Origin of the sequence: Pseudomonas sp. MIL9 (assembly GCF_016887925.1) — a bacterium.
Classification (GTDB): domain Bacteria; phylum Pseudomonadota; class Gammaproteobacteria; order Pseudomonadales; family Pseudomonadaceae; genus Aquipseudomonas; species Aquipseudomonas mohnii.
The window spans coordinates 19,801-46,036 of sequence record NZ_JAFEHE010000014.1; the positions used below are offsets into that span (position 1 = coordinate 19,801).

The 26,236-nt window shown below is 58.9% G+C and carries 24 protein-coding genes; 7 read left to right on the forward strand and 17 right to left on the reverse strand.

What is annotated here, in order from left to right; all coding sequences use genetic code 11:
* Positions 1 to 121: 121 nt before the first annotated feature.
* The 4 genes from JQF37_RS16385 (at position 122) to JQF37_RS16400 (ending at position 3,565) form a co-directional block, all read left to right on the forward strand.
* The gene (locus JQF37_RS16385) at positions 122 to 1,933 is read left to right on the forward strand and encodes a penicillin-binding protein activator (RefSeq protein WP_130211260.1); all 1,812 of its coding nucleotides are present in this window, start codon (positions 122 to 124) and stop codon (positions 1,931 to 1,933) included.
* Positions 1,933 to 2,295 carry a YraN family protein gene (locus tag JQF37_RS16390; protein WP_130211266.1) on the forward strand — a complete coding sequence of 121 codons (363 nt, stop codon included), beginning with the start codon at positions 1,933 to 1,935 and terminating at the stop codon, positions 2,293 to 2,295. Before JQF37_RS16385 ends, JQF37_RS16390 begins: the two co-directional genes overlap by 1 nt.
* A gap of 101 nt (positions 2,296 to 2,396) precedes the next feature.
* Positions 2,397 to 2,990 carry a phosphoheptose isomerase gene (locus JQF37_RS16395; protein ID WP_003171862.1) on the forward strand — a complete coding sequence of 198 codons (594 nt, stop codon included), beginning with the start codon at positions 2,397 to 2,399 and terminating at the stop codon, positions 2,988 to 2,990.
* Complete coding sequence (locus JQF37_RS16400; RefSeq protein WP_056853208.1) at positions 2,987 to 3,565, forward strand: BON domain-containing protein; 579 nt, start codon at positions 2,987 to 2,989, stop codon at positions 3,563 to 3,565. Before JQF37_RS16395 ends, JQF37_RS16400 begins: the two co-directional genes overlap by 4 nt.
* A 75-nt stretch (positions 3,566 to 3,640) precedes the next feature.
* On the opposite strand, the gene JQF37_RS16405 is transcribed toward JQF37_RS16400, so the two are convergent.
* The 7 genes from JQF37_RS16405 to rplM all read right to left on the reverse strand — a co-directional run bounded on the left by JQF37_RS16405 (position 3,641) and on the right by rplM (position 8,526).
* On the reverse strand, positions 3,641 to 4,054 hold the full coding sequence (locus tag JQF37_RS16405; RefSeq protein WP_047532998.1) for a ClpXP protease specificity-enhancing factor: 414 nt from the start codon (positions 4,052 to 4,054) through the stop codon (positions 3,641 to 3,643).
* Positions 4,055 to 4,070: 16 nt separating this feature from the next.
* Positions 4,071 to 4,688, reverse strand: coding sequence for a glutathione S-transferase N-terminal domain-containing protein (locus JQF37_RS16410; protein WP_007972581.1), 618 nt, complete (start codon positions 4,686 to 4,688; stop codon positions 4,071 to 4,073).
* 150 nt (positions 4,689 to 4,838) lie between these two features.
* The gene (locus tag JQF37_RS16415) at positions 4,839 to 5,618 is read right to left on the reverse strand and encodes a cytochrome c1 (RefSeq protein ID WP_130211261.1); all 780 of its coding nucleotides are present in this window, start codon (positions 5,616 to 5,618) and stop codon (positions 4,839 to 4,841) included.
* Entirely contained in the window at positions 5,618 to 6,829 is a 1,212-nt protein-coding gene (locus tag JQF37_RS16420) for a cytochrome bc complex cytochrome b subunit (protein ID WP_047533006.1), read from the reverse strand. The genes JQF37_RS16415 and JQF37_RS16420 overlap by 1 nt, the downstream gene beginning before the upstream one ends.
* On the reverse strand, positions 6,829 to 7,422 hold the full coding sequence (gene petA, locus JQF37_RS16425) for a ubiquinol-cytochrome c reductase iron-sulfur subunit (RefSeq protein WP_034149537.1): 594 nt from the start codon (positions 7,420 to 7,422) through the stop codon (positions 6,829 to 6,831). Before petA ends, JQF37_RS16420 begins: the two co-directional genes overlap by 1 nt.
* Before the next feature lie 268 nt (positions 7,423 to 7,690).
* On the reverse strand, positions 7,691 to 8,083 hold the full coding sequence (rpsI, locus tag JQF37_RS16430) for a 30S ribosomal protein S9 (RefSeq protein ID WP_003228056.1): 393 nt from the start codon (positions 8,081 to 8,083) through the stop codon (positions 7,691 to 7,693).
* Between the two features lie 14 nt (positions 8,084 to 8,097).
* Entirely contained in the window at positions 8,098 to 8,526 is a 429-nt protein-coding gene (gene rplM / locus JQF37_RS16435; RefSeq protein WP_003228062.1) for a 50S ribosomal protein L13, read from the reverse strand.
* Positions 8,527 to 8,771: 245 nt separating this feature from the next.
* Between rplM and JQF37_RS16440 the strand changes: the two genes are divergently transcribed.
* The gene (locus JQF37_RS16440; RefSeq protein ID WP_130211262.1) at positions 8,772 to 9,812 is read left to right on the forward strand and encodes an NADP(H)-dependent aldo-keto reductase; all 1,041 of its coding nucleotides are present in this window, start codon (positions 8,772 to 8,774) and stop codon (positions 9,810 to 9,812) included.
* A gap of 98 nt (positions 9,813 to 9,910) precedes the next feature.
* On the opposite strand, the gene JQF37_RS16445 is transcribed toward JQF37_RS16440, so the two are convergent.
* On the reverse strand, positions 9,911 to 11,047 hold the full coding sequence (locus tag JQF37_RS16445; protein ID WP_130211263.1) for an acyl-CoA dehydrogenase family protein: 1,137 nt from the start codon (positions 11,045 to 11,047) through the stop codon (positions 9,911 to 9,913).
* Between the two features lie 220 nt (positions 11,048 to 11,267).
* On the opposite strand from JQF37_RS16445, the gene JQF37_RS16450 reads away from it, so the two are divergent.
* On the forward strand, positions 11,268 to 12,188 hold the full coding sequence (locus tag JQF37_RS16450) for a GlxA family transcriptional regulator (RefSeq protein ID WP_189340509.1): 921 nt from the start codon (positions 11,268 to 11,270) through the stop codon (positions 12,186 to 12,188).
* Between the two features lie 103 nt (positions 12,189 to 12,291).
* On the opposite strand, the gene zapE is transcribed toward JQF37_RS16450, so the two are convergent.
* The 3 genes from zapE to JQF37_RS16465 form a co-directional block, all read right to left on the reverse strand.
* Positions 12,292 to 13,386, reverse strand: a complete 1,095-nt coding sequence (zapE, locus tag JQF37_RS16455; protein WP_130208239.1) for a cell division protein ZapE — start codon at positions 13,384 to 13,386, stop codon at positions 12,292 to 12,294.
* Positions 13,387 to 13,476: 90 nt separating this feature from the next.
* Positions 13,477 to 14,832 carry a tryptophan--tRNA ligase gene (locus tag JQF37_RS16460; protein ID WP_130208241.1) on the reverse strand — a complete coding sequence of 452 codons (1,356 nt, stop codon included), beginning with the start codon at positions 14,830 to 14,832 and terminating at the stop codon, positions 13,477 to 13,479.
* A gap of 24 nt (positions 14,833 to 14,856) precedes the next feature.
* A complete protein-coding gene (locus tag JQF37_RS16465; RefSeq protein ID WP_130208379.1) occupies positions 14,857 to 15,486 on the reverse strand; it encodes an alpha/beta fold hydrolase in 630 nt (209 codons plus the stop codon).
* A gap of 144 nt (positions 15,487 to 15,630) precedes the next feature.
* Here JQF37_RS16465 and JQF37_RS16470 point away from each other — a divergent pair, with 144 nt between their 5' ends.
* On the forward strand, positions 15,631 to 16,065 hold the full coding sequence (locus JQF37_RS16470; protein WP_047533043.1) for a DUF1043 family protein: 435 nt from the start codon (positions 15,631 to 15,633) through the stop codon (positions 16,063 to 16,065).
* Positions 16,066 to 16,330: 265 nt separating this feature from the next.
* Here the strand turns inward: JQF37_RS16470 and JQF37_RS16475 are convergent, their stop codons facing one another.
* From JQF37_RS16475 to JQF37_RS16500, 6 genes are all read right to left on the reverse strand, one after another.
* Positions 16,331 to 17,059: an OmpA family protein gene (locus tag JQF37_RS16475; RefSeq protein WP_130208243.1), complete on the reverse strand. Its 729-nt coding sequence runs from the start codon at positions 17,057 to 17,059 to the stop codon at positions 16,331 to 16,333.
* Positions 17,060 to 17,162: 103 nt separating this feature from the next.
* Entirely contained in the window at positions 17,163 to 17,804 is a 642-nt protein-coding gene (locus JQF37_RS16480; RefSeq protein ID WP_130208245.1) for an MBL fold metallo-hydrolase, read from the reverse strand.
* 88 nt (positions 17,805 to 17,892) lie between these two features.
* Positions 17,893 to 20,631 carry a LuxR C-terminal-related transcriptional regulator gene (locus JQF37_RS16485; protein ID WP_130208247.1) on the reverse strand — a complete coding sequence of 913 codons (2,739 nt, stop codon included), beginning with the start codon at positions 20,629 to 20,631 and terminating at the stop codon, positions 17,893 to 17,895.
* A gap of 245 nt (positions 20,632 to 20,876) precedes the next feature.
* A complete protein-coding gene (locus tag JQF37_RS16490) occupies positions 20,877 to 22,241 on the reverse strand; it encodes a DUF1329 domain-containing protein (protein ID WP_130208249.1) in 1,365 nt (454 codons plus the stop codon).
* Positions 22,242 to 22,269: 28 nt separating this feature from the next.
* Positions 22,270 to 24,156 (reverse strand): DUF1302 domain-containing protein, encoded by a 1,887-nt coding sequence (locus tag JQF37_RS16495; RefSeq protein WP_130208251.1) that lies wholly within the window; start codon positions 24,154 to 24,156, stop codon positions 22,270 to 22,272.
* 339 nt (positions 24,157 to 24,495) lie between these two features.
* Positions 24,496 to 26,178: a fatty acid--CoA ligase gene (locus JQF37_RS16500; RefSeq protein ID WP_130208253.1), complete on the reverse strand. Its 1,683-nt coding sequence runs from the start codon at positions 26,176 to 26,178 to the stop codon at positions 24,496 to 24,498.
* Positions 26,179 to 26,236 lie beyond the last annotated feature (58 nt).

The window sequence follows — 26,236 nt, forward strand, 5'->3', positions numbered from 1 at the left end:
TTGCGCCATGGCGCAACATTTGTACGAGCTAAATTGATCGATTCACGCCAGTAACATCGCGCCCCGGCCAGCGCTTGGGTACAATTCCACGCTAATTTGATCGAGTATCAGGAACGCTTACATGATCGCTTGCCTGCGGCTGTTCACTGCCCTCTGCCTCGCTGCCTTGCTGGCCGCTTGCGCCAGTTCGCCCTCCTCCAGCCTTGGCGAACTCCCACGAACCCCGGATGCCAGTATTGAGCAACTGCTTGAAAAAGCGGCTCAAAGCAAAACACCGGAAGAAGCTGCACTGTTTCGCCTGAGCGCAGCAGACCTGGCCTACCACCAAGGCAATGCCGGCCAGTCCGCGCAAATCCTGCAACAGGTTCAGGTCGAACAACTCAAGCCAGGGCAACAGATCTTCGCCAGTACCCTGGCGGCGGAACTGGCCATGACCCGCAATCAACCCAAGGCCGCGCTGAGCGCCTTGAGCCACCCCAGCCTGCAGCGCCTGAGCGAAATGCCTGCCGAGCAACAGGTCCGCACCGGCACGGTTCACGCCCGCGCCCTTGAAGCCGATGGTCAGACGCTGGCCGCCGCAAAGGAACGGATCTTCATCGCGCCGATGCTGAGCGGAGACGCCGCTCGCAAAAACCACGAAGCCATCTGGGCACTGATCGCTTCGCTGCCAACCGATCAATTGCAGCCAAACACTACCGATGACCTCGGCGGCTGGATGGCGCTGGCACTGGCCGTAAAATCGGCCGGCACCCTGGAACAGCAGCAGGCCGCGATCGACAACTGGCGCGCCCAGAACCCGAAGCACCCCGCCGCTATCCAGCTGCCATTGCCATTGACCAACCTCAAGCAACTGGCCAGCCAGCCCTTGAGCAAGATTGCCCTGCTGCTGCCTCAAGACGGCCCGCTGGCGTCGGTTGGCAAGGCACTGCGTGAAGGTTTCATGGCCGCCCACTATCAGGCACAACAGGCCGGACAGAAGCCGCCAGCCATCGAGTTCTATGACAGTTCGCGCCTGACCAATCTCGACGAGTTCTACCGCAAGGCCCAGGCCGATGGCGTGCAGCTGGTCGTCGGCCCACTGGAAAAGCCACTGGTCAAACAACTCAGCACTCGCCCACAACTGCCGATCACCACCCTGGCACTGAACTACAGCGAAGGCGAGCAAGGTCCGGCCCAACTGTTCCAGTTTGGTCTTGCAGCGGAAGACGAGGCACGTGAAGTATCGCGCCGCGCTCGCGCCGACGGCCTGCATCGCGCCGCCATCATGGTGCCGAAAGGTGAATGGGGCGATCGCGTACTCAAGGCTTTCAGCCAGGACTGGCAAGCCAATGGCGGCAGCGTCGTCGCCATCGAACGCGTTGACCAGCCAGTGCAACTGGCCCAGCAAATTGCCGACATGTTCCAGCTGCGTCAGAGCGAAGGTCGCGCCAAGAGCCTGCAAAGCACCATAGGCTCGCAGGTTGCCGCCCAACCTTCCCGCCGTCAGGACATCGAATTCATCTTCCTGGCCGCCACCCCGCAACAAGCCCAACAAATCAAACCGACCCTGAACTTCCAGTACGCGGGTGATGTTCCGGTTTACGCCACCTCCCACGTCTTCAGTGCCAGCGGCGATGTGAACCAGTACAACGACATGAACGGCATTCGCTTCTGCGAAACCCCATGGCTGTTGGAGGCTAATGATCCACTGCGTCGCCAGGTCACCGCACAATGGCCACAGGCAGCCGGCAGCCTGGGGCGCCTGTATGCCATGGGCGTCGACGCCTATCGCCTGGCTCCACGCCTGGGCCAACTCAAGGCCTTGCCTGAAAGCCGAGTCGAAGGTCAATCGGGCAGCCTGGGCATGACGCAGAACCAGCGCGTCGTAAGGCAGTTGCCATGGGCCCAGTTCGTCAATGGCCAGGTTCAACGCCTGCCGGACACTCCACGCTGATGCCTGACAGGTCACGCCAGCAAAGCGGTAAGGATGCCGAGCGCCATGCGCTCGAGCATCTTCAACAACAAGGTCTGCGCCTGCTGGCGCAGAACTGGTTGTGTAAACGCGGCGAGCTTGATCTGGTCATGCTTGATGGCGATACAGTAGTATTCGTTGAAGTTCGCTACAGAAAAAACACTCAATGGGGTGGCGCGCTCGATAGCATCGATGAGCGCAAACGGCAAAAACTGATTTTTGCCGCTCAGTATTTTCTTCAGTGCGAGTCGCACTGGGCCAATTCCCCTTGCCGTTTCGACGTGGTTGCCATCGACAGTAAACTCGATCAGTTGAACTGGTTGCAGAATGCCTTCGACGGCTGATCGTTTACGCTCCGAACCGGACACCCGACAACATTTTTGCTCTTTGTTTTGCGGGCTGCACATTCTCGTGCCGGACAGCCGCGCTCATTAAGGTCACACAGATGGACATGCAATCCCGAATTCGCCAGCTTTTTCAGGCCAGTATCGACACCAAGCAACAGGCGATGGACGTACTTGCACCGCACATCGAGCAAGCCAGCCAGGTGATGGTCAATGCCCTGCTGAACGAAGGCAAAATGCTTTCCTGCGGCAACGGCGGCTCTGCCGGCGACGCCCAGCACTTTTCGTCCGAGCTGCTCAACCGCTTCGAGCGCGAGCGCCCGAGCCTGCCAGCCATCGCGCTGACCACTGACAGCTCGACGATCACCTCGATCGCCAACGACTACAGCTACAACGAAATATTCTCCAAACAGATCCGCGCCCTTGGTCAGCCGGGTGACGTTTTGCTGGCAATTTCCACCAGTGGCAACTCGGCAAACATTATTCAAGCGATCCAGGCCGCACATGATCGCGAAATGATTGTCGTAGCATTGACCGGTCGCGATGGCGGCGGCATGGCGTCGCTGCTATTGCCCGAGGACGTCGAGATTCGCGTACCGGCCAACGTCACCGCACGTATCCAGGAAGTCCACCTGCTGACGATCCATTGCCTATGCGACTTGATCGACAGCCAACTGTTCGGGAGTGAAGAATGACCCCTAATCGCCTCGGCCTACTGGCCCTGACCCTGTGCCTCGGCATCAGCGGCTGCACCTCTGTGGTGAATGCCAGCCGTGAAGCACCGATCGAAGACGACCGCGGCACCCGCACCTTCGGCAGCAAGATCGACGACTCCCTGATCGACACCAAGGTCGGGGTGAACATCGCCAAGGCCGATCCGGCCCTGGACAACGACTCCCATATCGTCGTCACCAGCTTCAACGGCGTGGTACTGCTTGCCGGGCAAACCCCGCGCGCCGACCTCAAGGCCAAGGCCGAACAGGCCGCTGCCGCCGTTCAGCGCGTGAAGACGGTCCACAACGAACTGCAGATCCTGCCACCCTCCGGCTTCCTTGCCCGGCAGAACGACACCTGGCTGACCTCCAAGATCAAGACCCAGATGCTCACCGACCCGAACATCCCCGGCTCGCGCATCAAGGTTGTCACCGAGAACGGCATCGTTTACCTGCTGGGCCTTCTGACCAAACAGGAAGCCGCTCAGGCGACCAATTTGGTGCAAGGCGTTTCTGGCGTGCAGAAGATCGTCAAGCTGTTCGAATACATCGATTAAGACCTGCAGGAGCGCTCCTGCATCGTTTGAAGGCGCTGAAATAAAAAGGGTGATCCTTGCGGATCACCCTTTTTTTTATTTCACCACTTTCAAACTAGGTCGACCGCTGGGACGCGGCGGCTCACTGTCGGGTGGCGGAATATCGTCATCCGGCTCGAGCCCCTCATCGTCTTCCATGGGCGACTCCAGATCGAACACCATACCCTGGCCATTCTCCCGGGCATAGATACCCAGGATTGATGCGATAGGCACGTACAGCGTGTGTGGTACACCGCCGAAGCGCCCCTCGAAACTGACCGCTTCGTTATCCATGTGCAAATGACGCACGGCTTGCGGCGATACATTCAGGACAATTTGTCCATCACTGGCAAAACCCTGCGGCACCTGCACCGACGGATACTCGGAATTGACCAGCATGTGCGGGGTGCAATCGTTGTCCACAATCCACTCATAGAGCGCGCGGACCAGATAAGGTCGACTGGAGTTCATAGCGGCTCCTTAAGCCTTAGCGCATATCGCGTTCGACACCAGACAGACTCGCCTGGAAAGCCTCACGCGCAAACTGGCGCTCCATGTAATCAAGCAGCGGCTTGGCTGGCCGCGGCAGTTCTATACCCAGAATCGGCAATCGCCAGAGTATTGGCAATAGGCAGCAATCCACCAGGCTTTGTTCCTCGCTGAGGAAAAACGGCTTGTCGGCAAACAACGGCGACACGCCGGTCAGGCTTTCGCGCAGTTCTTTACGTGCTACGGCGCGAGCGGCCTCTTTGGTCCGCGAATCCAGGATCAGATCCACGAGACCGCACCAGTCACGCTGAATACGATGAATCAGCAAACGACTGTTGGCACGCGCCACCGGATAAACCGGCAGTAGTGGCGGGTGCGGATAACGCTCATCCAGGTATTCCATCACCACCGTTGACTCCCACAACGCCAGGTCACGATCGACCAGGGTGGGCAAGCTGCCATAAGGGTTCACTTCGATCAGTTTAGGCGGCTGACGGCCAGCTTCCACGTAAATGATCTCGGCGCTTACACCCTTCTCTGCCAGTACGATTCGCACTCGGTGGGAATAGTGGTCGGCGGGGTCGGAGTAACAGGCCAACCGATTGGTCACGCCCATGGCGATCCTCCTCGCTTGTAGAAATTATCGGAAGCGGAAAAACGAGCGCGCCCAGAGGGCGCCTCCCGTAACGCCTGGATCACCAGACTCGTTACACCTTCAGAGACGCCCTTGGGCGCGCGCGATTAACAGCAATTGCTTAAAGCTTTATCAGTGCACATCTTTCCAGTATTCGCGCTTGAGCAAGTAGGCGAATACGAAGAAGAACGCCAGGTACAGCAATACATACGTACCGATGCGCTGATGTTGCAGCTTAACCGGGTTAGCCGAGTAAGCCAGGAAGGTTACCAGATTCTTGACCTTCTCATCGAACTGCTCTTCGGTCAAAGCACCACTTTTCGGCACAATCGTCAGCTGATCGCACGCCTCATGTGTCAGCGGCGTACCGGTAAGCGGATCAAATTGTTTCTTGCCGTCTTCGACGATCTGAACCTGTTTGCAACCGACCACCTGACGACCTTGCAGGCCGACCAGGACGTTTGGCATGCCAACATTCGGGAAGACCTTGTTATTCACACCCCATGGGCGCGCCGGATCTTCGTAGAACGACTTCAGGTAGCCATAGAGCCAGTCAGTACCACGAACGCGAGCAACCAGCGTCAGGTCGGGCGGAGCCGCACCGAACCAGGTCTTGGCGTCCGCTGGCTGCATGCCGATGCTCATGTGATCGCCAATCTTGGCGCCAGTGAATATCAAATGGCTTTGCATCAGATCCGCAGGGATATCCAGATCATTCGCCACTCGCTCATAACGCTGGTATTTCGCGCTGTGACAGCCCATGCAATAGTTGGTGAATGTACGCGCACCATCTTGCAACGCGACTTTGTCACCAACGTCGATCTCAACCTTTTCGAGCTCAGGCTCAAGAGCGTTGGCAAAAGACACGACAGGAAGCGCAGCAAGAATCAAAACTGCAAATAACTTTTTCATCAGCCAGTCACCCTTTCCGGAACCGGTTTGGTCTTCTCAAGCCTGGTGTAGAACGGCATCAGAATGAAGTAGGCGAAGTACAGGAAGGTACATACCTGCGACAGCAGCGTCCGCTCAGGGGTTGGAGCCAGAACACCCAGAACACCCAGGATCACGAACGCGATGCAGAACACCCAGAGCCAGATCTTGCTCAGCCAGCCCTTGTAGCGCATCGACTTGACCGGACTACGGTCCAGCCAGGGCAGGACGAACAGCACAGCAATGGCCGCCCCCATCGCGATTACACCCAGGAGCTTGTCAGGAACAGCCCGAAGGATCGCGTAGAACGGAGTGAAATACCAAACCGGAGCAATATGCGCAGGCGTCTTGAAAGCGTTCGCTGGCTCAAAGTTCGGCTTCTCGAGGAAGTAACCACCCATTTCCGGGAAGAAGAACACGATCGAACAGAAGATGAAGAGGAACACCACCACGCCGACGATATCTTTCACGGTGTAGTACGGGTGGAAGGCAATGCCGTCCAGCGGTACGCCGTTTTCGTCCTTGTGCTTCTTGATGTCCACGCCGTCCGGGTTGTTCGAACCGACTTCGTGCAATGCCAGAACGTGCAGCACCACCAGGCCGAGAATAACGATCGGCAAGGCAACCACGTGCAAGGCGAAGAAGCGGTTCAGCGTAATACCCGAAATCAGGTAGTCACCGCGGATCCACTGGGTCAGGTCGTTACCGATGACCGGGATCGCACCGAACAGCGAGATGATCACCTGGGCACCCCAGTAGGACATCTGACCCCATGGCAGCAGGTAACCCATGAAGGCCTCAGCCATCAGCGCCAGGTAAATCAGCATGCCGAAGACCCACACCAGCTCACGCGGCTTCTGGTACGAACCGTAGAGCAAGCCACGGAACATGTGCAGATAGACCACGATGAAGAACGCCGAAGCGCCGGTGGAGTGCAGCAGACGCAGGATCGAGCCGTACTCGACGTCGCGCATGATGTATTCGACGGAAGCAAACGCCTCTTCCGCAGACGGGGTGTAGCTCATGGTCAGCCAGACACCGGTAACGATCTGGTTGACCAGAACGAGCAGGGCCAGGGAGCCAAAGAAATAGAAGAAGTTGAAGTTTTTCGGGGCGTAGTACTTGCTGAGATGGTCTTCCCACATCTTGGTCGCGGGAAAGCGCGCATCAACCCAATCCATGAACTTGCTCATCACGCTTTCTCCGTATCGACGCCAACGACAATGATGTCATCGGTCTCATAGGAATGCGGGGGAACTGGCAGGTTCAAAGGCGCGGGTTGCGACTTGTAGACGCGGCCAGCCAGGTCGTAGTGGGAGCCGTGGCATGGGCAGAAATAACCACCTACCCAGTCTTTGCCAAGATCTGCGGGAGCGACTTCCGGACGGAAAGTCGGCGAGCAACCGAGGTGCGTGCAGATACCAATCAGCAGCAGAACCTCAGGTTTGATCGAACGGGTTTCCGGATCGACATAGGTCGGTTGAGTCGAGTTCTTGGAGGTAGGGTCAGACAACTGGCCCTCGATCTTCTTCAGATTCCCCAGGATTTCCTGCGTACGGCGGACGATGAATACCGGCTGACCGCGCCACTCAGCAATCATCTGCTGGCCTGGCTCGATTTTGCTGACATTCACTTTCACCGGTGCACCTGCGGCTTTCGCCTTGGCACTGGGAAACCATGACCCCACGAACGGGACCGCAGCCCCCACCGCTCCTGCAGCACCCACCACGGATGTGGCTGCTACCAAGAAGCGACGCCGGCCTGCATTCACGCCGTCATTGCTCATTCAGTCCTCTCCCATCAGCTTTGTGGCCTGTTAAATCAGGCATCTACTAAGTAAAACTCTGTACTTATAAAAATTTTGCCGAATGGTAATGAAAACCCCCAATTCTGACAAGGTAATTACCTGAGGGCACCACTCCCAAGCCTTGTAGTATAGGGGCTCTGCGCGTGTGGCAAGTTGTCACAGAGCAATTCTTTGATAAATCGCACGCATAAAAAAACGCCCAGCTCCGCGAGGAAACTGGGCGTTCTTTTTTGAACGTGGAAGCGAATTAACGCTTCGAGTACTGCGGACGCTTACGCGCTTTACGCAGACCAACTTTCTTACGTTCAACTTCACGTGCATCGCGGGTTACGAAGCCGGCTTTACGCAGAGCGCTGCGCAGAGTCTCGTCGTAATCCATCAGAGCGCGAGTGATGCCGTGGCGGATTGCGCCAGCTTGACCACTTACACCACCACCGATCACGGTGACGTAGATGTCGAACTTCTCGACAGTCTCAGTCAATTCCAGCGGCTGACGAACTACCATGCGGGCAGTTTCGCGGCCGAAGAAATTATCCAGCGAACGGTTGTTGATGGAGATGTTACCAGTACCCGGACGCAGGAAAACGCGTGCGGTTGCGGTCTTGCGACGGCCAGTGCCGTAATTTTGAGTCGCCGACATAATGAACTATTCCGTTAAATCTTCAGTTCTTGGGGCTGCTGAGCAGTATGAGGGTGTGCAGCGCCCGCATAGACTTTCAGCTTACGGTACATGTCGCGACCCAGCGGGTTCTTAGGCAGCATGCCTTTGACCGCGGTCTCGATCACGCGCTCAGGGGCTTTGGCGATCAGCTTTTCAAAGTTGATCGACTTGATGCCGCCCGGGAAACCGGAGTGGGAGTAGTACATTTTGTCAGTGGTTTTAGCACCGGTAACACGGATCTGCTCAGCGTTGATTACGACGATGTAGTCGCCGGTGTCAACGTGAGGAGTGTACTCAGGCTTGTGCTTGCCACGCAGACGGCTCGCGATTTCGGTGGCCAGACGACCCAGGGTCTGACCAGCAGCGTCGACGACAAACCAGTCGCGCTTTACTGTTTCCGGTTTAGCAGTAAAAGTTTTCATTCTTTATAGCCTCAGGGGCCGCCCTGTAAATTAGACGGCGGATCTTACTGAATAGTGCGTACTTTGACAAGTCAAAGGCAGCCGGATACAGACGCTTTCGGGGGCTCGGGTCGGCGCGTCCGTTCAACGGCAAGATTCTTCGGCGGCGGCGCATCACTTCCACTGCAGAAAGAGGTGCGCAATTATGCAGATTGCGAAAAATAATTCAACCTGCTTTTATGATTGTTTTGCCCAAGGAGCACCCGATGGACTATCGCCAGCTAGGCCGGACCAATCTCAACGTGAGTGCCATCTGCCTCGGAACCATGACCTGGGGCGAGCAAAACAGCGAGGCTGAAGCCTTCGCGCAGATTGAACGGGCCAAGAGTGCCGGGATCAATTTCATCGACACCGCCGAAATGTATCCGGTGCCTCCCAAGGCCGAAACCTATGCCTCCACCGAACGCTATATCGGCAATTACTTCAAAAGCCGCGGCGACCGGACCGACTGGATCCTGGCCAGCAAGATCGCCGGCCCGGGCAACACCATTGATTACATCCGCGACAGGAACCTGCGGCACAATCGACAGCACATCACCGAAGCCGTGGATGCCAGCCTGAAACGCCTGCAGACCGATTACATCGACCTGTACCAGCTGCACTGGCCGGAGCGCAGCACCAATTTCTTCGGTCAATTGGGCTACAAGCACAAAATCGAAGCCAACCTGACGCCCCTGGAAGACACCCTCGAAGCACTGGACGAGCAGGTCAAGGCCGGCAAGATCCGCCACATCGGCCTGTCCAACGAGACACCCTGGGGCACCATGCGCTTCCTCGCCCTGGCCGAAGCACGAGGCTGGCCACGCGCGGTCTCGATCCAGAACCCTTACAACCTGCTCAATCGCAGCTTCGAGGTCGGCCTGGCGGAGATCGCCATTCGTGAACAGTGCGGCCTGCTCGCCTATTCACCGCTGGCGTTCGGGTTCCTGTCGGGCAAGTACGAAAGAGGTGCGCGCCCACCAAAAGGTCGCTTGAGCCTCTACAGCCGCTTCAGCCGCTATTTCAACCCGCAGTCGGAAGCCGCGTGCAGCCGGTATGTGGCACTGGCTCGCGAACACGGCCTGGACCCGGCACAAATGGCCCTGGCGTTCGTGACGCAGCAGCCGTTCGTGACCAGCAACATCATTGGCGCGACCACCATGGAGCAACTGGAGAGCAACATCGCCAGTTTCGATCTGAAGCTGCCGGAGGAAGTGCTGGAAGGGATCGAAGCGATCCACAAGGATCACCCGAACCCTGCGCCTTGATCGAATCGTAGAACCCATCACGGGCAAGCCCATCCCACCGGCGTCATTGATCCTGTGGGAGCGCTTGCCCGCGATAGCGTCCACCCTGCCAACGCCGATCAAAGCGATCTGGCAATAATCTCCTTCATGATTTCATTGGTCCCGGCATAGATCCGCTGCACCCGCGCATCCGCCCATGCCCGGGCGATCGGGTATTCCCACATGAAGCCGTAACCGCCATGCAACTGCACGCACTCGTCGAGGACCTTGCATTGCAGGTCAGTGCCCCAGTACTTGGCCATCGCAGCGGTTGGCACGTCGAGCTTGCCTTGCAGATGCAACTCCAGGCAGCGATCCACAAAAACCCGACCGATCTGGATTTCTGTCGCCATCTCCGCCAGCTTGAAGCGGGTGTTCTGGAAGTCCGCAATCGCCTTGCCAAACGCCTTGCGCTCGCGGGTGTACTCCAGCGTCCATTGCAGTGCCGCTTCGGCCGAAGCGAGCCCGCCGATGGCCACGGTGAGGCGCTCCTGGGGCAATTCCTGCATCAGGTACGCAAACCCCATCCCGGCCTGGCCCAGCAGGTTTTCCTTGGGCACCCGCACGTCCTGGAAAAACAATTCCGAGGTGTCCTGGGCCTTCATGCCGACCTTTTCCAGGCGCTTGCCCTTTTCAAAGCCAGGCGTATTGGCTTCTACCAAGAACAGGCTGGTGCCTTTCGCGCCAGCCTTGGGATCGGTCTTGGCGACGACAATCACCAGATCGGCGAGAAAGCCATTGGTGATAAAAGTCTTCGAGCCGTTGATCACGTATTCGTCGCCGTCCAGCACCGCCGTGGTCTTGACGCCCTGGAGGTCGGAACCGGCGCCAGGTTCGGTCATGGCAATGGCGGTGACCAGCTCCCCGGAAACCAGTTTCGGCAGGTATTTGTGTTTCAGCGTTTCACTGCCGTAATGCAGGATGTAGGGCGCCACGATGTCCGAATGCAGGGAAAAACCGATACCGGTCAACCCCAGGCGACCGACCTCTTCGATCACCACCGCACTGTAGAGAAAGTCTGCGCCTAACCCGCCGTATTCCTCCGGCAGATGCGAGCACAACATTCCCGCCTCCCCTGCCTTGTTCCAGAGTTGACGGTCGATGTAGCCCTGTTTTTCCCATTGTCCGTGGAACGGCACGGCCTCTTTTTCGAGGAACGTTCGCACACTGTCACGAAAAAGTTCGTGCTCGGAACTGAACAAGGTTCTGGGAATCATGCGGCACCTTTCTTGGTATTGGGCAGGAATGAACCTTCAGAGACTAAGCCCCGCGTCCGATACAGGACACTGGACACATCCGACAAAAAATAAGACGATCCAGCCGTCTGGTGACCACTTTCCCCTATAAGAATAAAGTTGAATTATGTCTAACCAAGCCTCCACGCCCTTGCGGCGCGTCAGCATCCTGGCCATCGACCGGGTTTTCGCTTCCACCCTCATGCAAGCCAAGGATTTCTTCCACCTTGCCAGCCTGCGCTACGGCAAACAGCTGGGCCACGGCCTGACACCGGCGTTCGAAACACGCCTGGTCAGCCCCGACGGCCAGCCGGTCAACACGTTCAGTGACGTGAAGATCCCGGTAGACGGCGGCCTGGAAAATGCCGACATCATTGTCATTCCTGCCTTCTGGGACGATTTCGACACCCTGAGCAAACGATACCCACAGGTCCTGCCCTGGCTGCGCCAGCAACACGCCCGTGGCGCGGTGCTCTGCGGCGAAGCGACCGGCGTGTTCTGGCTGGCCGAGGCCGGACTGCTCAACGGCAAGGAAGCGACCACCTACTGGCGCTTCTTCAATGCCTTCGCCGAACGCTTCCCGCAGGTCCAGCTCAACCAGGACAAACACCTGACCGACGCCGACAACCTGTACTGCGCCGGCGGCACCACATCGGCGTGTGATCTCTATATCTATCTGATCGAGCGTTTCTGCGGCGCCAATGTGTCCCAGGCCGTGGCACGAGACATTCTTTATGAAGTCCAGCGCAGCTACTCACCGGGTCGCATCGGCTTTGGCGGACAAAAGCTGCATCAAGACGTGATCATCCTGCAGATCCAGCATTGGCTCGAAGAACACTTTGCCGACAAGTTCCGCTTCGAAGACGTCGCCCGCGAACACGGCATGAGCATCCGCAACTTCATGCGCCGCTTCCAGACCGCCACCGGCGACAAGCCCCTGCACTACCTGCAACGCCTGCGCATCGAAACCGCCAAGGGCCTGCTGTCCGCCAGCCGCAAGAGCATCAAGACCATCAGCTACGAAGTCGGCTACGACGATGCGAGCTTCTTCGCACGCCTGTTCCGCCAGCACACGGACCTGTCGCCGAACCAGTATCGGCAGCAGTTTCAGCAGGCAGCATAGACCTGAACGTCAAGCCAACGCTCACTCCCACAGGGTTTGTGCCGAGTCAAAAGGCATAAAAAAGGGCCTGCATGTGCAGGCCCTTTTTGTATTCCGAAATATCCTACGGCTTGTGCGGACGCGACAGGAATTCGTGGGATTGCATTTCCAGCAGACGGCTGAGAGTACGCTGAAACTCAAAGTTCAGGCGACCGCCGGTGTAGAGATCCTTGAGCTCGACTTCGGCAGAAATGATCAGCTTCACGTTACGGTCGTAGAACTCGTCGACCATGTTGATGAAGCGTCGGGCGATGTCGTCGGTGGTGACGCTCATCTGCTCGACACCGCTGAGCAACACAGCGTGGAAGATCTTGCCCAGTTCGATGTAGTCGTTCTGGCTGCGCGGGCCGTCGCACAGCTCCCGGAAGTCGAACCAGGCCACGTCATCGCAGGTGCGCAGGGCAAGGATTTCGCGGTTTTCGATCATCAACACGTCATTCTCGATCGCTGCCGTGCACTCTGGCGTCAGCGCACGGAAGCTTTTGCGCAGGCTTTCGTTGGACGCTTCGTCGAGCGGATAGTGGAACAGCTCCGCTTGTTCGAGGTGGCGCAGACGGTAATCGACGCCGCTGTCGACGTTGACGATTTCGGTGTTCTGCTTGATCAGCGCAATGGCCGGCAGGAAGCGCGCGCGCTGCAAGCCGTCCTTGTACAGGCCGTCCGGCACGATATTCGAGGTCGCGACCAGGGTCACGCCGTTCTTGAACAGCTCCTCCATCAGGGTGCCGAGGATCATGGCGTCAGTGATGTCGGAAACGAAGAATTCATCGAAGCAGATCACCCGGGCTTCGGCGGCGAAACGCTTGGCGATGATGGTCAGCGGGTTTTTCTCGCCGGCCAGGGTCTTCATCTCTTCGTGCACGCGCTTCATGAAGCGGTGGAAGTGAGTTCGGGCCTTTTCCTTGAACGGCAGCGCCTCGAAGAAGGTGTCGACCAGGTAAGTCTTGCCGCGACCCACGCCGCCCCAGAAGTACAGGCCTTTGACCGGGGCCTGATCCTTCTTGCCAAACAGTTTGCCCAGCAGGCCCGGCTTGTTCTGCTCGGCCGCGACCAGATCGTCGTAGAGGCGCTGCAAATGACGCACAGCCGTTTCCTGCGCAGCGTCATGGAAGAATTCCGGGCGTTTCAGATCAGCTTGATATCGTTCTAGGGGCGTCATAATTCGTTAGCAAGGCAACAAAAACGGGCCGTCACTGTAGCGATGGCCCGTGGGAATGGCAATCAGCCCTTGGTCGGGCCGTGCCGTTGATTATTCCTGAACCGGCGTCAGAGCGATCCGCAATGCTTCGATTGCAGCATCGCGCGCAGCGCTGTCAGCGAAGGCCGGGCTATGGGCGACACACTCGCCTTCCAGCCAGACGCTGAAGCTCAAGTCTTCATTTCGCACGTCCAGCGACTGACCCGACTGCAGCTGCTTGGTCACCTGGCCTGCGGCTTTACCGTCAGCGAAGTTGCGCGACAGCAGCAGTTGCTCGCCATCGGCCGCCAGCAGACGGAAGCGGAAACTGCCGTCGTCTTCGCGGAAGCTGACAAAACGTGCAGCTTTTGCCGCCTTTTTCCTGGTGGTCGCTGCAACCTGGGTTTGGGCAACGAACGAACGCAGGCCAACCGCCTCACGCAGCTCGTTGAGGAACGGTGTCGCGACCGCACGGGCCTTTTTCGCGCCGTGTTGCAGGATGTCTTCCAGGTCTGCCGGGCGCTCGATCAACTGGTGATAGCGCTCGCGCGACTCGCCCAACTCATTGTCCAGCAACTGGAACAGACGGTTCTTCGCCTCGCCCCAACCCAGGCCCTGCAGCAGTTCGCTGCGGAACTCGTCGGATTGCGCCGGTGTGGCGAACGCCTGGAACAGTGTGAACAAGTGCGAATTGTCCGGATCTTTTGCCTCGCCCGGCGCGCGGGAGTCGGTGACGATCCGCGAAATCGCGTCCTTCATCTCTTTGGCGCTGCTGAACAACGGAATGGTGTTGTCGTAGCTTTTCGACATCTTGCGACCGTCGAGGCCTGGCAGCGTGGCAACGCTTTCCTCGATCAGTGCCTCGGGCATGGTGAAGAACTCTTTGCCCTGGCCGAACAAGTGATTGAAGCGCTGACCGATATCCCGGGCCATTTCCACGTGCTGGATCTGGTCGCGACCGACCGGCACCTTGTGCGCGTTGAACATCAGAATGTCCGCCGCCATCAGCACCGGGTAGCTGTACAGGCCCATGGTGATGCCGGCGTCCGGGTCTTCGCCGGCCTCGACGTTCTTGTCCACCGATGCCTTGTAGGCGTGGGCACGGTTGAGCAGGCCCTTGGCGGCAACGCAGGTCAGCAGCCAGGTCAATTCAGGGATTTCCGGGATGTCGGACTGGCGGTAGAAAGTCACGCGGTTCACATCCAGGCCACCGGCCAGCCAGGTCGCGGCGATTTCCAGACGCGAGCGCTGGATGCGCAGCGGGTCATCGCATTTGATCAGGGCGTGGTAGTCCGCCAGGAAGTAGAACGAATCGGCATTGCTGTCACGGCTGGCGACGATCGCCGGACGGATGGCGCCGGCGTAGTTGCCCAGGTGCGGCGTGCCGGTGGTGGTGATGCCGGTGAGGATACGGGTACGAGTCGTCATGGGTAATCGCTTGTCAGACTGCAATCATTTCGAAAGACGCGGCAGGATCAGATCCTTGAGATCGGTCAGCTTGCCATGAAAAAAGTGTCCGCATTCTGCCACTTTCAGCAGCTCATGGGGACGTTCGAGCTTGTCGGACCATTGGTAAACGAGCTGCGGATCGATGACTTCGTCGGTTTCCGGCTGGATCAGGGTCAGTTCGCCGTGCTGAGGCAACGAGTGCTGATCGCCCAGACGCATGACCGCCGGTGCGACCATGAACAGGTGTTTGAGCTGTTCGCCCTGCGCTTCGAGGCGCCCACCGAGACTGGCGGCGACAAAACCGCCGAAGGAGAAACCGAACAGGTTGAGCGGCAAGTCCGGGTGTTTGGCTCGAAACCAGTTGGCCACGGCCTGGGCATCATCGACTTCACCGGTGCCCATGTCGTGGGTGCCTTCGCTGGCACCGACGCCACGGTAATTGAAACGCAGGGTAATCAAACCGGCATCGCGCGCGGTGCGCTGCAGGGTCGAGACCACTTTGTTGAGCATGGTGCCGCCCTGCACCGGGTTCGGATGGCAGATCAGCGCCAGGCCGCGCGGCTGCTCGTTATCCAGGTAAAGTGCTTCCAGTTGACCGACCGGGCCATCAATCACTACAGGGGTTTCACGCATAAGCAAGGAAGGAACTCCGTGACCTCGAATCGGGTCGACTCGTCTAGCAAATTGTCTGTAGCTGTCTATTGCGAGTGAATCGCGGTATACAGCGCAGGTTCGAGCCGTTAACGTAAAGCAAAGCCGTTTATAGAGGAAGGACTCGTGGAACACTCGCTCTTAGTTTGGTTGTTGCCGACTCTTGCCCTGGTTGTGGGTGTCGCCATTGGATTCCTGATCGCTCGCCTTGCGCCGAATGCCGCGCCTAGCAGCACGCAACGTCAGCTGGACGATATTCAGGAACGTTTCGACAGTTATCAGAATGAGGTGGTGACCCACTTCAACAGCACTGCAACACTGGTCAAGAAACTGACTCAGAGCTACCAGGAAGTGCAGGATCATCTCGCCGAAGGCGCCAACCGCCTGGCCTTGGACGAGCAGACCCGCCAACGCCTGCTGGCCTCCCTGCACGCCGACGCGGCGCAGGCTCCACGGGAACGCCTGACGCCGCCGCGCAATCAGGAACCACCGCGTGACTACGCGCCTAAAGCCCCGAACGCACCGGGCATGCTCGACGAGCATTACGGCCTGAAGAAGTAATCAGGTCCCAGACGTGAAAAAGCCCTCGGACGAGTGATTGTCCGAGGGCTTTTTTTGTTGTTGAACGCTTCTTTGCCCGGTCTGCCCCCATCGCGAGCAGGCTCGCTCCCACAGGGCTCGTCTTCGATCACAGGATCTGTGTCGATTGAAGATCAATTGTGGGAGCGACCCTGCTCGCGATGGGGCCGGAATCAACGACAAAAAAAAACCGCCCGATCTTTTAAGGATCGGGCGGCTCTTTCACACCTGGGGTTCAGTCAGGCGATCAAGGGTATTGCTGGACGGTGCCTTGTTGCTGGCCGCCATACTGCTGACCCGGAATCGCCTTGAGGTTGACCTCGACACGGCGGTTCTGTGCACGGCCATTGACGTCGCCGTTGCTGGCAATCGGGTTATCCGGCCCGGCGCCACGGGCGCTCAGGTTGGCACCGCTCACGCCTTGCGACGTCAGGTAGGTCGCCACACTCTGCGCACGACGCTGGGACAGGTCCATGTTGTGCTGACGGCTGCCGGTGCTATCGGTATAACCGACGATCTCGATCTGGTTCTGGTTGAACTCTTTCAGCGAGCCGGCCAGGTTGTTCAGTGGCTGGTAGAAGCTCGGGGCGATGTTCGCCGAATCGGTGGCGAACGTGATGTTACCCGGCATGATCAGCTTGATCTGATCGCCCTGGCGCTGCACTTCAACACCGGTGTTGGCCATGCTGGCCCGCAGTTTTTTCTCCTGCTGGTCGGCGTAGTAGCCATAACCGGCAGCGGAGGCACCGCCCAGAGCCGCGCCGATCAATGCCCCTTTACCACGGTTATCGTGGTTGATGGCCGCACCCGCCACAGCACCTGCCAGAGCGCCGAGACCACCGTATTTGGCGGTTTTGCTCATACCCGTGGAGCCACCATCCGCCTGCCCCTGGTTGTCGTACGGGTTGGGCGAGGCACAACCGGACAACAGCGCCACGGCTGTAGCAACAATAATCAAACGACGCGTGGTGAACATGTAGAGCTCCTACTTTTTACATTCTGTGGTGCAACGAACTTAAGCATCGAACCATTGCGGGCGTTGGATCGTCTCGCTGGACAAAAATTCCGCCCGTTACAATTCAAGCCCGAACAAAAGGATTTTCGCGCATTTCATCGCCAAGTCGGGTGTCGGGACCATGCCCGGCTACCACGGTGGCCTCCTCGTCGAGGGTGTACAGACGCTGCTTGATCGAGCGCACGATAGTTGCCTGATCGCCGCCCCACAAATCCGTGCGCCCCACTCCGCGACGAAACAGGGTATCGCCGGCAATCAACAGCTTCGCGTCGGAAAACCAGAAGCTCATGGAACCCGGCGTATGCCCGGGCGTGTGCAGCGCCACACCGCAACCGCAAGCCAATTCTTCATCATCGGCCAGCCAGCGGTCCGGTGATGGCACTGGCGTGTAGGGCACGCCGAACATCTGGCACTGCATCTCCAGATTGTCCCAGAGGAATTGATCTTCTTTGTGCAGGTGCAAGGTGGCGCCGGTTTTCTCCTTCAACTGACCGGAGGCCAGGAAGTGATCGAGATGCGCGTGAGTGTGAATGATGCTGACCACTTTGAGGCCCAATGCATCGAGCCGAGCCAGGATCAACTCATGGTTGCCTCCCGGATCGACGACAATGGCCTTTTTCGTTACCGGATCGCCGATGATCGTGCAGTTGCACTGCAAAGGACCGACAGGGAAGGTTTCTCGAATGAGGGTGGCTGGCCGGGACATCGCAGAGGGCTCAATCAACAGGGATGGGTAATGTTCGCACAAATCGGCGCCCGGCAATTTGCCGCCCTGTGTAACTTTAGTTTCACCCTTAACCCAACACGCCCAGCTCCTTCGCCCGTGCAACCGCCTGCGTACGCCGCTCCACCCCGAGCTTGCTGTTGATGTGGCTGGCGTGGGTTTTGACCGTGTGCAGGGAAATAAACAGCTGATCGCTGATCTCCTGGTTCGAACAGCCTTGGGCGATCAGGCGCAGCACAGACAGTTCCCGCGTACTGAGCTGTTCTGCCGCTGCGGTGGATTCCAGCGCCGGGCGGACCACCGGCGTCGGAAGTTTCTCCGCCAGGTCCTGGCAAACGGTCGTCGGCGCACAGAGTTGAAGCTGTCCACGCAGCCAGTCCGGGTGCTCGGCCAACAACCTGTCGAACGGTTGCAGCACGCCACCGGCAGCCGCCTCTAACGCCTGGCCCAAGGCCTTGCGAGCCTCGGGTTCGCGTCCAGTGCTCAGCAACAACGAGGTTATTTGTGTCAGTGCCATCGTACTGAGCAACTGCCGACCGGTTTGCTGACCACGTTCGAGCAAAGCATTCAAACGCCCCTCGGCCAGCATCGGTTGGCCCTGAATAACCTCCAGCAAAGCTTGCTGCAGCTCGATGTGCAGTGGCAGTTGCGGGTGGAATTCCGGAGGCGCCGCCGGGTGTTCGCCGTTGTAGGTCTGACTCAATCTCGTCAGCCATGCTTCGGCCAGATCGGTGCGGCCCTGGGCCAGCCAGAGTTCGCATTTGACCAGCGTGATCATCGCCAGATAGTAGATGGGCGGCACGTCCCAAATGTGCATCAGCCGTTCGGCTTCGGCCAGCTCGGCAAAGGCCTTGGCGAACTCGCCACTGCTGCCTTCCAGCCGCGCGATCACGCAGTGGCCGATCAGCACGCTGATGTCGCGGCAGGCACGTGCCTCGCTCAACCCGACCTGCAACCGCACCTTCGCCGCTTGTGGTTGCAGGCGCTGCGCCAGCAGAAATCCTTCGTACAAGGCCAGTCTCGCGCGTACCGCATAAAGCCGTTGCGGAGATAAACCTTGCAGACGTTGCAATCCTTGACGGACTTCATCCAGCGAACGAAGGATTTCCCCGCGCGCCTGCAGCACACGGGCGCGGTCGTAGTGGGCCAGCGCTTCGAACAACGGATTGCCAACCCGCTGTGCCAACTCCAGAGAATCCCGGTTCAACTCGCGTGCGCGCCACAAGTCGCCATCGGCGATGGCGAGGTTGGACAGGGTCGAGAGGCACATCAACCGCTGTCCGTAGCGTTTGCACGGAAGGCTTTCCAGCGCCTCGCTGCAATAGAGCAGCGTGAGTTCGCGGTTGCCGCGCCCGCGAGCGATGATCCCGCTCAGTGCCAGCCACTGTGCCAGCATGGATTTCTGCGCGGTGGCCGACGGGGCCGGCAGGAAGCGACTCAAATGGCTCGACAGCTCCTCGGCCGCATCCAGTTGACAGGCCAGCCCCAACGCCCAGCTGTAGAGCACGATCAGACGCGGCGTGCTGATCAGCAGACTGTCGGGCAAGTCCATTTTCCAGCGCAGCAACATGCCGACGTTTTGCTCGGCCAGCAATTGCTCTTCGGAAAGGTTTTGTACCAGGTTCGCCGCCACATCCAGGTGTCCGGCGCGCAAGGCCTGCTCCACTGCTTCGTCGAGCAACCCCTGGGCATTGAACCAGCGACAGGCACGCAGGTGCAGGCTCGCGGCCGGCACCACTGGCTGTGCGGTAGGCCGCGTGCGCAGCAGATCGGAGAACAGGTGGTGATATCGATACCAGTGGCCGTGTTCGTCCAGCGGCACCAGGAAAACCTGGTGCGCCGCCAGAAAGCGCAGGATCTCGGCGCTGTCATGCGCGTCGCGAATGGCGTCGCACAGCTCGCTGCAAAAACGTTCCTGGGGCGCCGTGTCGTAAAGGAAGGACTGAACCTCGGCGGGCAGGCAATCGATCACTTCTTCAAGCAGATAATCGCGGATCAGTCCCTCTCCGCCGTGCAGCGCCTGGGGCAATGCTCCTTGGCTGCCGGCCTCCGAGGCCGCCAGCAACCAGAAGCGCAACCCGGCAACCCAACCTTCGCTGCGCTGGATCAGGCTTTCCAGGGCCTCACCGCGCAATGAGCTGCTGTGCCGGTCGAGCAGGGTCAAGGCTTCGTCGTGGGTCAGGCGCAAGTCCTGTTCATTCAGCTCGAGCAGTTGCCGCGACAAGCGCAGCCGCGCCAGATGCCAGTCAGGGCGCTGGCGACTGGTGACCATGACCAGCAAGCCGTCGGGCAAATGATTGAGGAAAAACTGCAGGCAGCGATCAAGCACCGGCCCCTGGGCCAGATGATAGTCATCGAGCACGAGTAACAGCGGCGTCGCTGTCGAAAGGTGTACCGCCAGCTCGTCGAGCAAGCCGTCCAGCCATTCCTCGAAAGCAAACGGCTGATGCCGCTGGCGCATCTTCAACAGCCCCAGGGACTGCCTGCCCAGTTGCGGAAAATAGTCCTGAAGGCCTTCGAGCAAGCGTTCGAGGAATCGACCCGGATCACTGTCTCGCGGACTCAATCCCAGCCAAAGGCTTTGCCAATGGACCGGCAGCGACTGACAGAACTCCACCGCCAACGAACTTTTCCCGAACCCTGCCGGTGCACTGACCAGTAACAGCCGACCATTGAGCCCGGCACTCAGACGCTCGCAAAGACGAGGCCGCAGCACATGGCCGTCGGGCAAGGGTGGTCGGAAAAAACGCCCGGCCAGCGTGGCGACGGCAACGCTTGCAGGGCCTGGTGGAGGGAACAGATCAGTCATGGCCGGCTCTTGTTTGAATTGCGAATGGCGGCGTTGCAGATGTCCGCAGACTAGCGGTAAACGAAGTGGTTATGAAGGTTATTGCTACAAATGACTACAAAAAGTCTACGAACAAAAGATCACAGCCTCGTTTCACTCGATGGCTCGGACATTGAAATGAGGCCGCCAGCTTTATCAACGCACAAAAAAAACGCCCCGAACCAGTCGGGGCGTTTCTAGAGGATGCGGCCTCTGTTCAGTGCACGTTAGCGAACACCATCCTGACGCAAGGCTGCCGGGGTGAAGTCGCTGGTGGTGGCCGTGAAGCCGAAGTCGTACGCAGACTTTTCTTCGTTCTTCATGCCCAATGCCAGGTAACGGCCCGATTGCAGGTCGTACAAGGCTTCCAGGGCATACCACGGTACTTGCTTGTCGTAGTAGTTCTCGGCATGAGCCTCGGCGACACGCCACAGTTGGTTACGACCATCGTAGTGATCGATCACCGCTGCTTGCCAGGTGTCTTCGTCGATGTAGAAGTCACGCTTGGCATAGATATGGCGCTGACCTTCCTTCAAGGTGGCAACCACATGCCAGACGCGACGCAGCTCGTAACGCGCCAGGTCCTGGTTGATGTGACCGGCCTTGATGATGTCGGTGTACTTCAGACTCGGGTCGTCGAGCTTGTAGGCGTCGGAGGCGATGTACATCTCTTTCTTGCCTTCGAGTTTCCAGTCGTAACGATCCGGCGCACCGTTGTACATGTCCAGGTTGTCGGAGGTGCGCAGGCCATCGGCTGCGGTACCCGGCCCGTCATAGGACACTTGCGGCGCACGACGCACACGGCGCTGACCGGCGTTGTAGACCCACGCCGAACGCGGTTCCTTAACCTGGTCGAGGGTTTCGTGCACCAGCAGCACACCACCGGCCAGACGTGCCGGAGCGGTCACTTTCTGCTTGAAGTAGAACAGGATGTTGCCCGGGTTTTTCGGGTCGTAGTCCTTCATCTTGTCGCGGAACACGAACTGGTCCTGGAAGTACACCAGGCTGAACGAACCGTTTGGCTGCGGCGTAGCCTGGGTGACCAGGCGGGTTACGCTGCCGCCGCGATAGCGGGTGATGTGGTTCCAGATGACTTCAACGCCGCTTTTCGGAATCGGGAACGGCACTGCGGTCTCGAAGTTTTCCAGACCGTTACCGCCGGATACCAGATTGGTATTGGTGGCGTTGCGCTTGATGGCGGCGAACACGTCATCCGGCACGGTAGCGCCACGATGGGACGGGTAAACCGGCATCTTGAAGGTTTCCGGGTAACGCTTGAACATCGCGTACTGGCCCGGGGCGAGTTTGTCCTTGTACTGCTCGACGTTCTGCGCCGTGATGATGAACAGCGGTTTTTCGCTGGCGTACGGATTGGACAGGAAACCTTTGCTGTCGACGGAACCGGCGTTCTTCGGCATGGGTTTCCAGGCCGGGATCGAACCGTCGGCGTTACCCGCCATTTCGGCCCCCATGGGGGTCAGGCTCTTGCCCAGCTTGTCCGCCTCGGCTGCCGGGACCGCCGCCATGACACTGGTCGCCAGCAGCGAAAGCCCCAGAACACCGGCGTGGAACAGACTCTTTGTTATTTTCATATGTGCGTTCGTCCTGAAAATACAGTGCTTAGAAGTTCACGCCGAAGCTGAGCGCAACGAAGTCGCGGTCATCCACGGTGGTGTACTTGCCGTCGAAGAAGTTGGTGTAAGCCAGGCTCGCGGTGTAGGTGTTCTGGTACTCGGCGTCCAGACCCAGGCTGACCGCTTTGCGACCTTCCTCGAAGTTGCCGCCAGGGCCAGGGGAGTAACCGCTCACGTCATGGGACCAGGCGACGTTCGGCTTGAGGTTCACACCGGCGAACACGTCGTTGTATTCCCAAATGGCCCGACCGCGATAACCCCAGGAAGTGGCTGTCGTGAAGCCGTCATCGTTGCAATTGCGGCTGAGGTTGTTGGTAGCAGCACCTGGACCTGCACCGTTGATGGTGCTGGTGTTGAGCGCCACGCAGGTGTTCTGACCGCCGGTGGCAGGCAGCTCGCCAGGCCCGTAGACCGGATCACGGCCGTAGCGGACGTCGGAGGTGCTTTCCAGGCCGCCGACGTGGGTCACGCCCACTTCACCGACCAGGGTCAGACGGCTGGCGCCCATGACCTGATCGAAGAAGTGCGTCAGGGTGGTCTGGAACTGGGTGATTTCCTTACGACGATAGCCGTGCAGATCCGAGCCCGGTGGAGCGGAAAGCAGCGAAGCGTTGGTCAGCGAGCCGCCCAAAGGACGTACGCCGGCGAACAGGATGTCGGTGGAGTTGAGCTGCACCGGTGCGTTCGGACGGTAGCTGACTTCACCGCTCCACGCCGTGCCGGTAGGCAGGGTGGTGGAGAAGCTCAAGCCGTACAGGCGAATGTCTTCCGGATATTCGACGAAGTAGCTCGAGTTACCCGCGACAATCAGCGGCGCCAGCGCCTGCAACTGCGCCGGCAGCGCCCTGACCCCGGCAAAGGTCGACGCCGGAGCACCGGTGGCGCTGAAGATCGGCGCACGGCTGTGGTAATTCATGAAGTAGGCACCGAATTCGGTGTCCAGCGGATCGAACATGTATTTGAAGGACGCGCCCCATTGGCCGCTGTCCCGTGCATCGCGGTCGCCGGAACGACGCACCAGCACACCTTCGTTGTCGACGTCGACGCCCAGTCGGGTCAGCGTAGGCAAGGCCGCGGCCGGAATGGTCGAACGTTTGTTCAGCACACGCAGGTTGTTGTCGCAGCCGTCGGCGATGATGTCCGGCTGGGAGAAGAAGGTGCCGCAGTTGTCGACGACGGTCTGGTCCCATTCCAGCTGGTAGAACGCTTCGGCCGACAGGTTTTCGGTGAGGCTCTGGGACACGTAGAACATGTTGACCGGGATCAGGCCTTCCTTGATCTCGGCACCCGGACGACGGAACGCGGACACGTCGATCGGGTTGATGGAGTTGATGCCGCCGCCGATGAAGGTACTTTCACCCCAGCTCACCACCTGCTTGCCCAGACGCACGGAACCTGGCTGATCGGCAATGGAATAGTTGTGATAAACGAAGGCATCGAGGATCTCGCCACCAGCGGACTTGGCGCCTTCCTTGCGATTGTCGTCGCTGATGTCCTTGAACGGACGACTCTCGTCCTTCAATTCAAAGTCGTACCAGTATTTGCCACGGACGAAGACACCGGTATCGCCGTACTTCAGTTCCAGGTCGTGGATGCCCTTGAAGATCTTCGAGAAGGTTTCCCCGCTCTTGAAGTTCAGGTGACCGTCATCGGAAGTCTGGGACAAGCCATGGCCGCCGTTGTTGACGCCGATGAGGTTCTTGTTCGGCTGCTGGGTAGACCAACTGGCACCAATGGACAGGGACGAGTCGAACTGGCCTTCGATTTCACCAACGTTGAAACTGACGCCGAATGCTGGCCCGGCGAGCGTAGAGGCAAGACTGACGGCCAGAGGCAGTTTTGCCCGGCGCCAGAACTGATTTACTGATGTCATCGACGCTACTCCATGTGCATTTTATTGTTATGGCAGTGAGCACTTCTAAAAACGTTGTGGATGACGGGGAGCCAAGGCATCCCGAAGTCATTCCAAAATTGCATCGCCCCGTTTTGTGCGTTTGCTCCGTTCTTAAAAATCCTTGAGCGGACTATAGCCAGCAGGTAGTAGTGCTTGATCCCTCTAAAGTGTGATTTGCACCTGTCAGCCACTCTGGAACAGTCCTTTTGCCAGACCGACGCCCGTCGGCAGGGCAAGGATGGCTTAATTTTCTGATTTGACAAGCCAAGCGCTTGCTTGGTGGGGCCGGCGTGCCCTTTTGGGCACGCCGGAACACGCTTAAAGCGTGGAAAGGAAGGTACTGTTGTTGGCTTGCCATTCAGTGATATCGACGCGAATTCGCTTCTTGTCGAGCTTGCCGACACTGGTCTTGGGAATTTCAGTAACAAGGGCGATCTGACTCGGGATCGCCCACTTGCTCAGGTGCCCCAGTTCCACGAATGGCTTGAGGTGTTCCTTGAGTTCCCGGGCATCGATAACATGGCCTTCGCGGACCACCAGCAAGGCAAACGGCCGCTCGCCCCATTGCGGATCGGCAATGCCCACCACTGCTACTTCGCGTACCGCCGCATGGCGACTGATCAGGTCTTCGAGGTCCAGGGAGGACACCCACTCACCGCCGGTCTTGATCACGTCCTTGATCCGGTCGCGAATGTCGATCACGCCCATGCTGTCCAGGGTCGCCACGTCACCCGTGTGCAGCCAGCCCCCGGCCCAGAGCTCGGCGCCCTTCTGCGGCTCTTTGAAATACCCCTCGGTCAGCCATGGCGCACGCAGCACCAGCTCGCCCTGGGTCTCGCCATCGGCGGGCAGGAAATTGCCATCGGTGTCGATGATCGCCGCTTCCACCAGTGGCCCCGGTACGCCAGCCTTGATCCGATAAGTCGTGCGTTCGTCTTCGCTGCCGGCCATCAACTCGTCGTTGAGGTGCGCGCAGGAGACCAGTGGCCCGGTTTCCGACATGCCATAAGCGGCCGTCAACTGAATGCCCTTGGCCTTCGCCGCTTCGTACAGGGCACGATTGAGTGCACTGCCGCCGATGACGATTTTCCAGCCAGCGAAATCGGTGTTTTGCGCCGCCTTGGCATTGAGGACCATTTGCAGGATGGTCGGCACACAATGAGAGAAAGAGACCTTTTCCTTGCGCCACAGCTCCACCAGAAACTCCGGGTCATAGCGCCCGGGATAAACCTGCTTGAGCCCGAGCATGGTCGCCACATAGGGCAGGCCCCAGGCATGCACATGGAACATCGGCGTGATCGGCATGTACACGTCGCTGGTGCCCAGCAGGCGCACGCTGTCGATCGCGCCCATGATGGTCGACACGCCCATGGTGTGCAGCACCAGTTGTCGATGGCTGAAGTACACGCCTTTGGGATTACCGGTGGTGCCGGTGGTGTAGAAGGTCGTTGCGACCGAGTTTTCGTCGAAATCCTGGAAGTCGTATTGCGGGCTCGCAGCCGCCAGCAGTTGCTCGTACTCGCCGACCAGGTTCGGCAGGTCGGCGGTCTTTTCCGGCAGGTCGGTCAGCAGCAGGGTTTTCTCGACCGTGGTCAGGTGCCCGGCAATCGCGTTGTACAGCCCCACGAACTCGCTGTTGACCAGTACAAAGCGGTCCACGGCGTGGTTCATGGTGTAGAGGATCTGTTCCGGCGACAGGCGCACGTTGATGGTGTGGATGACCGCGCCGATCATCGGAATGGCAAACATGCATTCCAGATAACGATGGCTGTCCCAATCCATCACCGCCACGGTGTCCCCAGGCTTGACCCCGGCCTCTGTCAGCACATTGGCCAACCGCGCGACCCGTTCGATCAAGGTCGGATAGCTGTAGCGCAACTGGTCGCGGTAAACGATCTCGCGCGTTTTCTCATAGCGCGCCCCGGACATCAGCAGCCGTTTGATCAGCAGCGGATACTGGTAAGCGCCTTCGGCTGGGGGGATAACGCGAGTCTGCAACATAAGAATCCCTTTTCTGACTGCACGGTCGTGGCTGAAAGTAAGCACTCTAGTGCCCTTG